Origin of the sequence: Kitasatospora sp. NPDC127067, from assembly GCF_042724755.1 — a bacterium.
Taxonomy (GTDB): domain Bacteria; phylum Actinomycetota; class Actinomycetes; order Streptomycetales; family Streptomycetaceae; genus Kitasatospora; species Kitasatospora lactacystinica.
In genome coordinates this window covers 92,348-104,993 of sequence record NZ_JBHXEM010000008.1, presented here as the reverse complement: position 1 = coordinate 104,993, position 12,646 = coordinate 92,348, and the positions used below count along the sequence as shown (strand labels likewise).

Sequence of the window (12,646 nt, the reverse complement as noted above, 5' to 3'; positions counted from 1 at the left end):
CCCGACGCAGCGAGGAGACAGCGAACATGACGGTCTACCAGCCCCCCGGCACGCCCGGCAGCATCGTCGCCTACCGCCCCCGGTACGAGCACTGGATCGGCGGCGAATGGGCGCCTCCGGTGCGCGGCGAGTACTTCGGCAACCCGACCCCGGTCACCGGCGAGGTGTTCACCGAGGTCGCCCGGGGCACCGCCGAGGACATCGAGGCCGCGCTGGACGCGGCCCACGCCGCGGCCCCGGCCTGGGGCCGCACCTCCGCCGCCGAGCGCGCGCAGGTCCTGCTGCGGATCGCGGACCGGATGGAGACCAACCTGGAGCAACTGGCCGTCGCGGAGAGCTGGGAGAACGGCAAGCCGGTGCGCGAGACGCTGGCCGCCGACCTCCCGCTCGCGGTCGACCACCTGCGCTACTTCGCCGGTGCGCTGCGGGCCCAGGAGGGCAGCCTCTCCCAGCTGGACGAGGACACCGTGGCGTACCACTTCCACGAGCCGCTGGGCGTGGTCGGCCAGATCATCCCGTGGAACTTCCCGATCCTGATGGCGGTCTGGAAGCTCGCCCCGGCGCTCGCCGCCGGCAACGCGGTGGTGCTCAAGCCCGCCGAGCAGACCCCGGCCTCGGTGCTGCTGCTCGCCGAGCTGACCGCCGATCTGGTGCCGCCCGGCGTGGTCAACATCGTCACCGGCTTCGGCGAGGAGGCCGGCGCCCCGCTGGCCGCCAGCCCCCGGATCCGCAAGATCGCCTTCACCGGCGAGACCGGCACCGGCCGGCTGATCGCCCGTTCGGCCGCCGAGAACCTGATCCCGGCCACGCTGGAACTCGGCGGCAAGAGCCCCAACGTGTTCTTCGCGGACGTCGCCGCCGAGGACGACGCCTTCTACGACAAGGCCGTCGAGGGCTTCGCGATGTTCGCCCTCAACCAGGGCGAGGTCTGCACCTGCCCCAGCCGCGCCCTGATCGAGACCCCGGTCTACGAGCGGCTGCTCGGCGACGGCCTGGCGCGGGTGCGGGCGATGCGCCAGGGCAACCCGCTGGACACCGAGACCCAGGTCGGCGCCCAGGTCAGCGTCGAGCAGCTGAAGAAGATCCTCTCCTACTTCGAGATCGGCCAGGACGAGGGCGCCAGGATCCTGGTGGGCGGCGAGCGGGCCGACCTCGGCGGCACGCTGGCCGGCGGGTACTACGTCACGCCGACGGTCTTCGAGGGCGACAACTCGATGCGGGTCTTCCAGGAGGAGATCTTCGGACCGGTCGTCTCGGTCACCCGCTTCGACGGCTTCGACCAGGCCGTCGCGCTCGCCAACGACACCCAGTACGGGCTCGGCGCGGGCGTGTGGACCCGCAGCATCAACACCGCCCACCGGGCCGGGCGCGCCATCCAGGCGGGCCGGGTCTGGACGAACTGCTACCACGCCTACCCGGCCCACGCGGCCTTCGGCGGCTACAAGAACTCCGGCATCGGGCGGGAGACCCACAAGGCGCTGCTGGAGCACTACCAGCAGACCAAGAACCTGCTGGTCAGCTACTCCCCCGACGCGGTCGGCTTCTTCTAGACCCGACAGACCCGACAGGCCGGGAAAGCGGAGCGGGAGGCCCATCGGGGCCTCCCGCTCCCTCGCCACTCCCCGTGGCGGGCTCCGGGGCGAATCGCCTGTTCCGGGGATCAAAGCACATGAATGCGGCCAATTCACCGACGCGCCGCCGACATGCCCGGACGGCCCGCGCGAAAGCCGTAAACAGGACTCCCCGCCCCTCACCCCCATCAGGGAGTCCCGCGTGACCATCGCCCCCACGAAACTCAGCGACCCCGCCGTCCGCGCCTTCGTCACCGCGGTCAACGCGGGCGACCGCGAGGCCTTCTTCGCGCTGCTGGCCCCGGACGCGACCATGGCCGACGACGGCTCCGAGCGCGACCTGGCGGACTGGGTCGACCGGGAGATCTTCGGCCCGAACGGCCGGATGGCCGTCCAGACCGAGTCGAGCGGAGGCCACGCGCTGGTCGCCGAGTTCACCAACGAGACCTGGGGCACCATGCGCACCGCCTGGCGCTTCACCGTCGACGGCGGGAAGATCCACCGCTTCGAGACCGGCCAGGCCTGAGGCTACCGGTCCAGCCCCAGGCACCCCCGCACCGCGCGGATCAGGTTCCGCGAGCGGATGTCCCCGGTGACGCCCGGCTGCATGCCGTTGGTGACGTAGCCGAAGCCCAGCCCCAGGTCGGGGTCGGCGAAGCCGAGCGAACCGCCCCGACCCGGGTGGCCGAAGCTCGCCGGGGAGGCCATCGGCGCGGTCGGGCCGTGCCGCCAGAAGCCCAGGCCGAAGGTGGAGTTGACGATCAGCACCCGGTCCGGCCCGCTCACCGCCGGCTCGACCGCGCGTGCCAGCACCTCGGGGCCGAGCAGCGGCGGCAGCAGCGCGCCGGAGCCGTCCGGGCGGTCGGCCGCGCCGATCAGTGCCGCGTAGAACCGGGCGAGTGACCGGGCGGTGCCGATGCCGCCGGCGCCGGGGATCTCGGCGGCCTGCACCGCCGGGTCGTTGAGGTCCACGCCGGGGCGCACCGAGGCGAAGGAGCGGGCGGTCAGCGAGGCCGGGTCCTGGTAGGCGTCCCGGACGGACTGCTTGGGTCGCAGCCGCAGCCCGCTCGGACCGGTCCGGGCCGCGTCCGGCGCCGGGAGGTCGACGAGTCTGCCGACCCTGGGCGCGGCGCCGGCCGGCAGCCCGATCCACAGGTCCAGCCCGAGCGGCCGGGCGACCTCCTCGGCGAAGTACTGGCCCACCGTCCGGCCGCTGACCCGGCGCACCACCTCGCCGACCAGCCAGCCGAAGGTGTACGGGTGGTAGCCGTGCGCGGTGCCGGGTTCCCAGGCGGGCGCCTGCGCGGCGACGGCGGCGGCCGCGCGCTCCCAGGTGAGCACGTCCTCCAGCCGCAGCGGCACGTCCAGCGCGGGCACTCCGGCCTGGTGCGAGAGCAGCCAGCCCACCGGTATCCGGCCCTTGCCGGCCGCCGCGAACTCCGGCCAGTACGAGGCCGCCGGGGCGTCCAGGTCGAGCAGGCCGCGTTCGGCCAGGAGCAGCGCGGTGGTCGCGGTCAGGCCCTTGGTGACCGAGCGCAGCACCTGCGCGGTGTCCGCCGTCCACGGCACCGCGGGCGCCGGCCGGCCGCCGACCTCGGGCCGGGCGTCACCGCCCCACAGATCGACCACCTTGCGGCCGCGCACGTACAGCGCGAAGGCCGCACCGAGCTCGCCGTAGTCGGCGAAGTTCCGCACGAAGGCCGCCCGTACGGGCTCGAACCCCTCGGCCGTCTCGCCCCAGATCTCCACCACCGCGTGCCGCCCTCGACCAGTTCCGTTGCTTCTCGTGCCACTCGTGTTCGTTCTCGATCTCCTTCGATCGAATCCGTTCGAACCGAGCCCCGAAACCCTAACCTGTCCCTCATGACCAACCCTGCCGAGGAACTGCTGGACATCGTCGACGAGCACGACCGCGTGATCGGGACCGCCCTGCGCGGCGAGGTGTACCGGCGCGGGCTCACCCACCGCTGCGTCTTCATCCTGGTCCGCGACCCGGCCGGGCGGATCTTCGTCCACCGCCGCACCGACACCAAGCTCTTCGCCCCCGGCGCGTACGACATGTTCGTCGGCGGCGTGGTCGGCTCCGGCGAGACCTACGCCGAGGCCGCCGTCCGCGAGGCCGAGGAGGAGCTCGGCGTGCACGGCATCGCCCCGAGCCCCCTGTTCAAGTTCCTCTTCGAGCAGGACCGGCTCTCCTGGTGGTGCGACATGTACGAGGCCGAGTGGGACGGCCCGGTCTCCCCCCAGGAGTCCGAGGTCGCCTGGCACACCTGGCTCACCCCCGCCGAACTCGCCGACCGCCTCACCCGCGACTCCTTCGTCCCCGACGGCCGCGAGGCCTACCGCCGCTACCTGGACCTCCGGTCCGCGTAGCGCCGCCACGACCTCGGCGTTCGGGGCCGGTGCGCGGGCCGGAGGGCAGTGGGCCCCTGTCTCCACCGCAGGGCCCTCGACGAACTAGGGTGGCGCGCATGGCCTCCCGTACGCCGTCACCGACGGCCGATCGCGCAGCACGGACCTCCGCCTCCGCCCGGGCGGCGGGCGAGCGGCCGCGTCGGCGGCTGAGCGTGGACGAGCGGCGGGAGCAGCTGATCGCCGTGGCACTGGAACTGTTCAGCCGGCGGCCGCCGGAGGAAGTGTCGATCGACGACATCGCCGCCGCCGCGGGGGCCTCCCGGCCCCTGGTGTACCACTACTTCCCCGGCAAGCAGGCGCTGTACGAGGAGTCGCTGCGGCGGGCCGGGCAGGAGCTGTCGGCCCGGTTCGAGGAGCCCATGGACGGGCCGCTGTCGGAGCGGCTCCACCGGGTGATGGGCCGCTACCTGGACTTCGTGCAGAGCCACGGGCCGGGCTTCGCCGCTCTGCTGCGCGGCGGCTCGGTGGCGGCCAGCGCGGGCACCTCGGCGGTGATCGACGACGTGCGCAGGGCCGCGCAGGAGCAGATCCTGGCCCACCTGGCGCTCCCCGAGCCGAGCGCCGGACTGCGGCTGACCGTCCGGGCCTGGATCGCCAACGCCGAGATCACCTCGCTGGAGTGGCTGGTCGAGCGCTCGGTGCCGCTGGAGGAGCTCCAGCTGCACCTGGTGCAGGAGTTCGTCGCCTCGCTCACCCTCACCGCCGCCCGCGAACCGGCCCTCGCCGCCGAACTGGCCTCCTTCTTCGCCGACGAACGCCCGGACGGCCCGACCGGGCGCCTGGTGCGGGACCTCGCGGGGCTGTTCGCCGTGCCGGGGATCGTCGAGGCGGTCACCGCACTCGCCGCCGGCGCCCCCGAGGACGGGTCCGCGCAGGCCACCGGCACCACCACCGAGTGATCATCGGGTCATCCTGCGGTTCGGTCCGGACGGCGGGCTCTGATAGGAATGAGCCGGGATCTGACGACCCGCCGCCGCGGCGGGCCCGGTCCCACCCGAACCACCGACGGCAGACGGAGCAGAGCGGGGGGCTCACCAGGTGACCCAGGACGTGCAGTTCAGCGTGGAGGCCAATCCCTTCGCGGCGGCAGAGCAGGTCTGCGCGACCCTCGGCACCCTCACCGACGCCCTCTTCGACGAGCGCACCTCGCGCCACCCGGCGGCCTCGCTGAGCGCCCCGCGGGCGACCGAACACCCCGCCGCCGAAACGCTGTTCGGCCTGCCCCTGGCCCCCAACGGCCCGGTGCACACCGCCCTCGACCGGCTCGGCACGGTGACCACCGCCGGCACCGCCCGGCCGGGCACCGGCGCACGGCTCACCGACCGGGTGGTCACCGCGCTACAGGCCCGGTACGGCGGCGGCGCGGTGCGCGGTGCCATCGCCGACCGGGGCACCACCTCGGCCGCGCTGTTCCAGCTCCCGGTCACCGGCGAGTTCGCCGACGCCAAGCTGCGCCCGCCGTTCGCCCCCGCGCTGGCCGCGCTGGCGGCCGGGCAGCAGACCCGGCAGCCGGTCGAACTGCCCACCGGCGCGGGCGCCGAGGTCCGGCTGGTCGTGCCGCCCGGCTTCCACGCGCTGACCTCCCCGGGCGGCCCGCCCGGTGTCTCCGCCCGTGCGGTGCCCCCGCTGCCGGCACTGCCCGACGGCACGCACCGGACCGACGAGACGCACCGGCCCGGCGACACTGACCGGACGGGCGGTACGGACCCGGCCACCGTGGCGGCCGCCGACGAGCTGGCCCGGCACCTGGCGGAGGTCGCCGAGGAACTGTTCAGCGCCACCGGCCCGGAGCCGCGGCGCGACTTCGCGGTGATCTCCGCCACTCTGGCCGACCTGATCCGCGACGCGGGCGTCGTCTACGCCGGCGTCTGCGCCCTGGAGCTGGACGACCGCACCTCGGACGCCGCCCTCGTCGTCTCGCTCGCCCGGCACCCGCTGCCGATCACCGCGCTCGCCACCGAACTGGCCACCGTCCGGCGGCACGCCGAGGTGTGGACCGTCCTGCTGCCGGCCGGTCCGGCCGCCGTCCTGGTCGAGGGCCGGACCGCCCCGGTGCCCGGCCCGCTGGCCGCCGACGGGCAGCGGCGCTGGGTGGTCACCTCGGCCGTCCAGGCCTTCGTGCCGCTGCCGGACGGCGGGACGGTGCTGTGCGCCCAGCTGTCCACGGCGCGGCCGGAGGACTGGGAGCTGTACACGGAGGCGTTCGCGGAGCTGCTGAAGAGCGTCCAGTTCGGCTGGGACGGCATGCCGGCCGCGATGAGCGGCGTTCCGGTCCAGGCTCCCGCTCCGGTCCGGACGCCCGCCCCGGCGCAGGCCCCTGCTCCGGCTCAAGCCCCTGCTGCCGCTGCCGTCGCCGTCGCCGCCGAGACGGACGCGGAGGAGAAACCGGTGCACCTGCGCGGCACACCGGTACGGGTTCCTCCCGCGGACTTCAACCCCTTCGCGCCCGTCGCGGAGGTCCCCTCCTCCGGTGGGGAGGACACGGCGCCGGATGCCGAGGACCGCCCGAAGGGCACGCCCGTGATGGTCCCGCCGGCTGACTTCAACCCCTTCTCCATGGAGGGCATCCCGGACGCGCCGGGCGACGCGCCCGCGGCCCGGCCCGCCGGCGCCGCTCCGGTCGCCGCTCCGGTCGCCGACCCGTTCGGGACCACGGTCACGGCCGAGCAGAAGGCCGATCCGTTCGGCACCACCCTCCCCTCGCAGGGCCCCGCCGTCCCGCCGCCGCCCTCGACCCCGCCCGTCGTCCCGGCCCAGGCCCCGCCCGTCGCAGTGGAAGCGGCGGCACAGGAATCGGAGCAGCCCGGGGACGAGGAGGAGGCGGGTCCGCGCAAGGGCACACCGGTCATGGTCCCGCCGCCGGACTTCAACCCCTTCTCCATGGAGGGCATCCCGGCCCTGCCGACGGACGAACCGGAGCCGGTAGCCGCGGTCGGCGCCGAGCCGGAGAACCGCCCGTTCGGCTGAGCCGGAGGCGCGGCGAGCCGCCGGGCGGTGACACGACGAACGGATGACGGCCGACAGTCGACAGATTTCAGATTTCAGCGAACGAAATCTGAAATCTGTTACCTGTCAGCTGTCATCCGTTACCCGCTTCCGGCCCCTGCCCCCGGCGCCAACTCCCCTGCCGCGAGCGCCGTCGGAGGTCGGCCGCGATCCGCTCCGCCATCAACCGCCGCACACCGCCCACGGGTTCGCCCACGCTCCGGGCGCACCCGCTCCCGCCCCGGCCGGACCGGCTTCGGCGCTCAGCCCGCCCGCCGGGCCACGTGCACCACGTCCGGCACCCCCCGGGCGACCAGGACCTCGTGCGTCACCACGTCCGAGAAGCCCACCGCCCGCAGCGCGTCCTCGAAGGCCCGCGAAGGCTGCGCACTCCACACGGCCAGCACCCCGCCGGGCCGCAAGCGGTGCCACAGCACCGTCAGCCCGTCCGCGCCGTACAGCCCGTCGTTGGACTCGGTGACGGTCCAGTCCGGCCCGTTGTCGATGTCGAGGCACAGCGCGTCGTAGCGCTCGCCGTCCGCCGCCGCGAGGTACTCCAGCAGGTCGGTGTGGAGAACCTCGACCCGCTCGTCGTCCAGTGCACCGCCCGAGAAGGCGCCGAGCGGGCCGGTCCGGTGCCAGTCGATGATCGCGGACTCCCGCTCGACGATGGCGATCCGCCCCCAGCGCGGCTCGGCCGCCGCGTACGCCAGCGAGAATCCGACCCCGAGGCCCCCGATCAGCACCGACGGCCGCTCGACCGGGCCACCGCCCGTACGGTCCAGCTCGTCCAGCGCCGTCTGGATCAGCAGCCGCTCCGAGCGCCCGTCGGCGGTGTCCATCAGGAAGCAGCCGTTGGCGATGATCTCGAAGTCCCGACCGCGTTGCCGGAGCACCACCTCACCGTACGGGCCCTCCCGCCGGTCGAGCGTGACGACGGCCTCGCGGCCGTCGCGTTCGGGCAGTGCTGTGGTCATCCGTCCTCCTTGGCGGACTCGGGTGAACTCGGGTGAACTCGGCCGCACCACCGCCCTGGCACCGGCGGGCCGGGTGGGCTTGCGCCCGACAATAGCCGAGTCCGCACCCGGGTCCGTCAGGTCGTGACCAGCACCCCCGCGTACGAGACTCCCGCGACGACCACCCAGGATCCGAGCCCGAGCAGTGCGATCCGCCCGCCGGTGCGGGCCATGGTCGGCAGGTGCACCGCACTGCCGAGACCGAACAACGCGGCGGCCAGCAGCAGTTCCTGGGCGTCCGAGGCCAGGCCGAGCGCCCGCTCGGGCAGCACCCCGGTGGTCCGCAGGACGATCATCGCGAGGAACCCCGCCACGAACAGCGGCACGATCGGCGGGCGGTTGCCGGTCTTCACCGACTTCTCACCCGACTTCTCACCCGGTTTCCCGCCCACCTCGCCCTCCGCCGGAGCCCCCGCCGCCGACGTCACCGCCGCCGAAGCCCCGGTCGAAACCCCCGCCGCGACCTCCACCGAAGCCACCCGCGCCACCCGCGCCGCCCGCAGGTTCCGCCGCACCATGACGGCCACCCCCGCAACCAGCGGCGCCAGCAGCACCACGCGCATCAGCTTGACCAGCACCGCCTCCCGCAGCGCCCCGGCCCCACTGGTCTGTGCGGTGGCGACCACCTGCCCGACGTCGTGCACGCTCGCCCCGACCCAGCGCCCGAACTCCAGCTCGTCGAGCCCGAGCGGATGCTGGAGCAACGGGAGCACGGCGATCGCCAGTGTCCCGCACAGGGTGACCAGCGCCACCGAGGCCGCGACGTCCTCCTCCTCGCTGCCCGCCGCCTGGCTGACCGCGCCGATCGCCGAGGCCCCGCAGATCGAGTACCCGGTGGCGACCAGCAGCGGCTGGTCGCCGGGCAGGCCGAGCCGCCGGCCCAGCCAGAGCGTGCCCGCGAAGGTGGCCGCGACCACGGCCAGCACCATGGCCACCGTGGCCCAGCCGAGGCCGAGCACGTCGTCCAGGCTGAGCTTGAGCCCGAGCAGCACGATCCCGAGCCGCATCAGCCGCTTCCCGGCCGTGGACAGCCCCGGCCGGGCGATCCCGCGGACCACCGGGCGCACCCCGGGCAGGTGGGCCGCCACCATGCCGAGCACGACGGCGGCGGTGAGCTTGGGCACGGCCGGCACCAGCGCGTGGACGCCCAGCGCGGCGGCCACCCCGAGGGCGGCGAGCAGCAGCCCGGGGGCGTCCCCGCGCATCGGGGGCAACGAGCGGGTACGGGCGGCGCGGTGCCGGAGGGTCAGTGCCACGCCGGGATCACTGCTGCCCGTCGGCGGGCATCCGGTAGACCCGCCGGATGCTGGTGCCGAGCCGGGAGACGTCCGCACCGTAGACGTGGATGGAGATCGCCGTGCTGCTACAGGAGTTGCGCACCAGGTGGATGTCGCCGGGCGGGGCGAAGGCGGCGACGGTACCGGCCGGGCCGGCCACGTGCTCGGTCTCGACCAGCCGGGCGGTGGGGCCGCCGGAGACCAGCCGGTAGCGGGTCTCGCTCTCCTGCCCCTGGTGGACGCCGGCCACGCACCAGGAGACGTGGTCGTGGATCGGGGTCTGCTGCCCGGGCAGCCAGACCAGGGCGACGACGGAGAAGCTGCCGTCCTCCTCGGCGTGCAGGACGTGCTGGCGGTAGCGCTGCGGGTCGCCCTCGCGGTGGGCGGGGCCGAGCAGCGCGTCGGGACCCTCCGGGTCGGCGTGCAGGTGCGGGGCGAGTCGCTCGCCGACCAGGTAGGCGGTGAGCTCCGGCGGGAGTCCGCGGTCCACGACGGCGCGGATCTCACTGATCAGCGCGGTCATCCGCTCGGTGAGTCGGTCGCTGCCGACCGTGGCTGAGGGAGTCATCCCAGCAGGTTCGGCCCTGGCGACCTATCACGTCCAAGGAGGGTTCGTAAGGAACCTCCCCACTAACGCTTATATGTCAGCAGGGCAGCCGCTCACCGGCTACCTACTGCCGCTCACCCGTTACCTGCTGCCGGTCGCCCGTTACCTGCTGCCGCTCGCCGGCGCCCTCCTGCTTCCGCTCGCCGCCGGGAGTCGTCACCCGGGTCGGCGCTCAGCACCCGACCCGACTCGCCGCCGCCTGCCGCAGGTGGTCCAGCACCAGCCCGGTGGCCGGGATCCGGCGGTGCTCGCGCAGCACGTACGCGCTCACCTGCCGCCGCAGGTGCGGTTCGACGGCCCGTCCGGTGACCTTTCGGTGACACATGAAGGAGAGCACCAGTGCCGGCATCAGCGCGATCCCGACCCCGGCGGCGACGAGCGACTGCACCGCGAGGTTGTCGTCGGTGGAGAACACGATGTCCGGCGCGAACCCCTCCTCCGCGCAGACGTGCAGCAGGTTGGCCCGGCAGCGCGGACAGCCGGCGATCCAGCGTTCGCCGCCGAGGTCGGCCAGCCGTACGGCGTGCCGGCGGCCGAGCGGGTGCCCGACCGGCAGCAGCACCGTGAGCAGGTCCTCCATCAGCGGGATCTCGTCCACTCCCTCCGGCACCTCGGTGGCCACACCGGGGTAACGGAAGGCCAGCGCGATGTCGCACTCCCCGCGCAGCAGCCGCTGGACGGAGTCCGGCGGCTCGGCCTCCAGCAGTTCGACCCGCACGCCGGGGTGCTCGGCCAGCAGCCGGGCCATCGCCTCGGGTATCAGGGTGGCGTTGGCGCTGGGGAAGGCGCAGACCCGCACCCGTCCGGCGCGCAGCCGGGCGAGGGCGGCGAGCTGTTGCTGGGCGGCGGACATGCTGTCGAGGATCAGCTCGGCGTGCCGGGAGAGCGCCTCGCCGGCCTCGGTGAGCCGCAGTCCGCGCCCGGCCCGGGTGAAGAGCGGAACGCCGACGGTGCGTTCGAGCGCCTTCATCTGCTGGGTGATGGCGGGCTGGGTGTAGCCGAGCTCGCGGGCGGCGGCCGAGTAGGAACCGGCCCGGACGACCTCGTGGAACGTCCTGATGTGCCGCGAATCGAACACCGGCTCCATGACCCCTCCCGCCCATCCGTTCTCGACAGCCCCGCTCCGGCCCTGCCCGGACCGTGCTCGGACCGCGCCCGGGCCTCGCCCGGACGCCCGAGAATCATAAGAGGAATTTGGAGGTATCGACCCCAACCCCACCCGTACCTATGGTTCAGCCCCGAACCAGGCTCCTCACTGCTGCGCCGACGGCGGCAGCCCCATCGCCACCTCGGCCTTGACCACCGGTGCCCCGCCGCGCACGCCCGGGCTGCGCCGGCTGCGCCGTTCCACGAAGCGGGCGAGCCAGGAGAGCAGCAGACACATGCCGATGTAGATCGGTGCGATCACCATCACCACCGGGATGAACGGCAGGTCGTAGTCCAGGTTGGTGGCGATCAGCTTGCCCGCGTGCAGGAACTCCTCGTAGGTGATCAGGAAGCCCAGCGAGGTGTCCTTGAGCGCGACCACCAGTTGGCTGATGATGGCCGGCAGCATCGCCCGGTTGGCCTGCGGCACCAGGACGTACGACATCACCTGGGTCTTGCGCATGCCCAGTGCGTACGCCGCCTCCCGCTGGCCCTTGGGCACCGCGAGCACGCCGGCCCGGAACACCTCGGCCAGCACCGAGCCGTTGTAGAGCACCAGCCCGGTCACCAGCGCCCAGAGCGGCTGCACCTTGAGCGCGACGAAGACGAAGAAGATCATCACCAGCACCGGCATGGCCCGGAAGAACTCCACCACCAGCGTGGAGAGCCAGCGCACCACCCGGTGGTCGGAGAGCCGCCCGGCCGCGAACAGCGCGCCGAAGGGCAGCGCGAACAGCACCGTCCAGCCGAAGGCCTTGAGGGTGTTGCCGAGCCCGCGCAGCAGCAGTTCCTGCACGCCCCGGTACTCGAACGGCTGCCACTTGGCGTACGTGAACTGGTTGGTGTGGAACAGCATGTAGATCACCCAGCCGATCAGCGCCGCGATCAGCAGCAGCGCGATCCCGCCGTACAGCCGGTGCCGGGCGAGCGCCTTCGGGCCGGGGATGTCGTACAGCGCCGAGGATTCAACGGTCATCGGGACACCGCCACTCGTCGTTCCAGCAGGTTGAAGACGGCGCTGATGGCCAGAGTGATGATCAGGTATCCGACGGCGATCCAGACAAAGGTCCAGACGATGCTGTAGCCCAGCTCGTTGATGGTCCGGTAGGTGCCCAGCAGTTCGGTGACGCTGAACGAGCCGGCGATCGCCGTGTTCTTGGCCAGCGCGATCATCACACTGCCGAGCGGCGCCACCACCGAGCGGTACGCCTGCGGCAGCACCACCAGGCTCATCGTCTGCCCGAAGCTCATGCCCAGGCTGCGGGCCGCCTCGCCCTGCCCGGTCGGCACCGTGTTGATGCCCGCGCGCATCGACTCGCAGACGAAGGCCGAGGTGTAGCAGCCCAGCGCGAGCACCGCGAAGGTGTAGAAGGGCAGGGTGATGTTGAACCGGGGCAGGCCCAGCACCACGATGAAGAACAGCAGCGTCAGCGGCGTGTTGCGCAGCAAGGTCACCCACACCGTCCCGAACACCCGCAGCGGCTTGACCGGCGAGACCCGGAAGCCCGCGATCAGCACGCCCAGCACCAGCGACAGCACGGCGCTCACCGCGAACAGCGAGAGCGTGCCGAGGAACCCCTCCCAGTAGGTCGACCAGTTGTCGATCAGCGTTTTCACGGCGCGGCCCTC

General features: G+C 73.3%; 12 protein-coding genes. 5 read left to right on the top strand and 7 right to left on the bottom strand.

The window, feature by feature from the left end:
- Window positions 1-26: 26 nt before the first annotated feature.
- The gene (locus tag ACFWJ4_RS05750) at window positions 27-1,550 is read left to right on the top strand and encodes an aldehyde dehydrogenase family protein (protein ID WP_380539569.1); all 1,524 of its coding nucleotides are present in this window, start codon (window positions 27-29) and stop codon (window positions 1,548-1,550) included.
- A 223-nt stretch (window positions 1,551-1,773) separates the two neighbouring features.
- Complete coding sequence (locus ACFWJ4_RS05745) at window positions 1,774-2,097, top strand: nuclear transport factor 2 family protein (RefSeq protein ID WP_359911682.1); 324 nt, start codon at window positions 1,774-1,776, stop codon at window positions 2,095-2,097.
- A gap of 2 nt (window positions 2,098-2,099) precedes the next feature.
- On the opposite strand, the gene ACFWJ4_RS05740 is transcribed toward ACFWJ4_RS05745, so the two are convergent.
- A complete protein-coding gene (locus ACFWJ4_RS05740; RefSeq protein ID WP_380539566.1) occupies window positions 2,100-3,323 on the bottom strand; it encodes a serine hydrolase domain-containing protein in 1,224 nt (407 codons plus the stop codon).
- A 111-nt stretch (window positions 3,324-3,434) separates the two neighbouring features.
- Here ACFWJ4_RS05740 and ACFWJ4_RS05735 point away from each other — a divergent pair, with 111 nt between their 5' ends.
- The 3 genes from ACFWJ4_RS05735 to ACFWJ4_RS05725 all read left to right on the top strand — a co-directional run bounded on the left by ACFWJ4_RS05735 (window position 3,435) and on the right by ACFWJ4_RS05725 (window position 6,953).
- Complete coding sequence (locus ACFWJ4_RS05735) at window positions 3,435-3,944, top strand: NUDIX hydrolase (protein ID WP_380539563.1); 510 nt, start codon at window positions 3,435-3,437, stop codon at window positions 3,942-3,944.
- A 98-nt stretch (window positions 3,945-4,042) separates the two neighbouring features.
- Window positions 4,043-4,885 (top strand): TetR/AcrR family transcriptional regulator, encoded by an 843-nt coding sequence (locus ACFWJ4_RS05730; RefSeq protein WP_380539560.1) that lies wholly within the window; start codon window positions 4,043-4,045, stop codon window positions 4,883-4,885.
- 139 nt (window positions 4,886-5,024) lie between these two features.
- Window positions 5,025-6,953, top strand: coding sequence for a hypothetical protein (locus tag ACFWJ4_RS05725; protein WP_380539557.1), 1,929 nt, complete (start codon window positions 5,025-5,027; stop codon window positions 6,951-6,953).
- Window positions 6,954-7,234: 281 nt separating this feature from the next.
- Here the strand turns inward: ACFWJ4_RS05725 and ACFWJ4_RS05720 are convergent, their stop codons facing one another.
- From ACFWJ4_RS05720 to ACFWJ4_RS05695, 6 genes are all read right to left on the bottom strand, one after another.
- Window positions 7,235-7,948 (bottom strand): spermidine synthase, encoded by a 714-nt coding sequence (locus tag ACFWJ4_RS05720; RefSeq protein WP_380539554.1) that lies wholly within the window; start codon window positions 7,946-7,948, stop codon window positions 7,235-7,237.
- A 116-nt stretch (window positions 7,949-8,064) separates the two neighbouring features.
- Window positions 8,065-9,192 carry a YeiH family protein gene (locus tag ACFWJ4_RS05715; protein WP_380539634.1) on the bottom strand — a complete coding sequence of 376 codons (1,128 nt, stop codon included), beginning with the start codon at window positions 9,190-9,192 and terminating at the stop codon, window positions 8,065-8,067.
- A gap of 58 nt (window positions 9,193-9,250) precedes the next feature.
- On the bottom strand, window positions 9,251-9,832 hold the full coding sequence (locus ACFWJ4_RS05710) for a cysteine dioxygenase (protein WP_380539551.1): 582 nt from the start codon (window positions 9,830-9,832) through the stop codon (window positions 9,251-9,253).
- A gap of 211 nt (window positions 9,833-10,043) precedes the next feature.
- Window positions 10,044-10,949, bottom strand: a complete 906-nt coding sequence (locus ACFWJ4_RS05705; protein ID WP_359911662.1) for a LysR family transcriptional regulator — start codon at window positions 10,947-10,949, stop codon at window positions 10,044-10,046.
- 174 nt (window positions 10,950-11,123) lie between these two features.
- Complete coding sequence (locus ACFWJ4_RS05700) at window positions 11,124-11,993, bottom strand: amino acid ABC transporter permease (RefSeq protein ID WP_359911659.1); 870 nt, start codon at window positions 11,991-11,993, stop codon at window positions 11,124-11,126.
- Window positions 11,990-12,634, bottom strand: a complete 645-nt coding sequence (locus tag ACFWJ4_RS05695) for an amino acid ABC transporter permease (RefSeq protein WP_380348813.1) — start codon at window positions 12,632-12,634, stop codon at window positions 11,990-11,992. Before ACFWJ4_RS05695 ends, ACFWJ4_RS05700 begins: the two co-directional genes overlap by 4 nt.
- Window positions 12,635-12,646 lie beyond the last annotated feature (12 nt).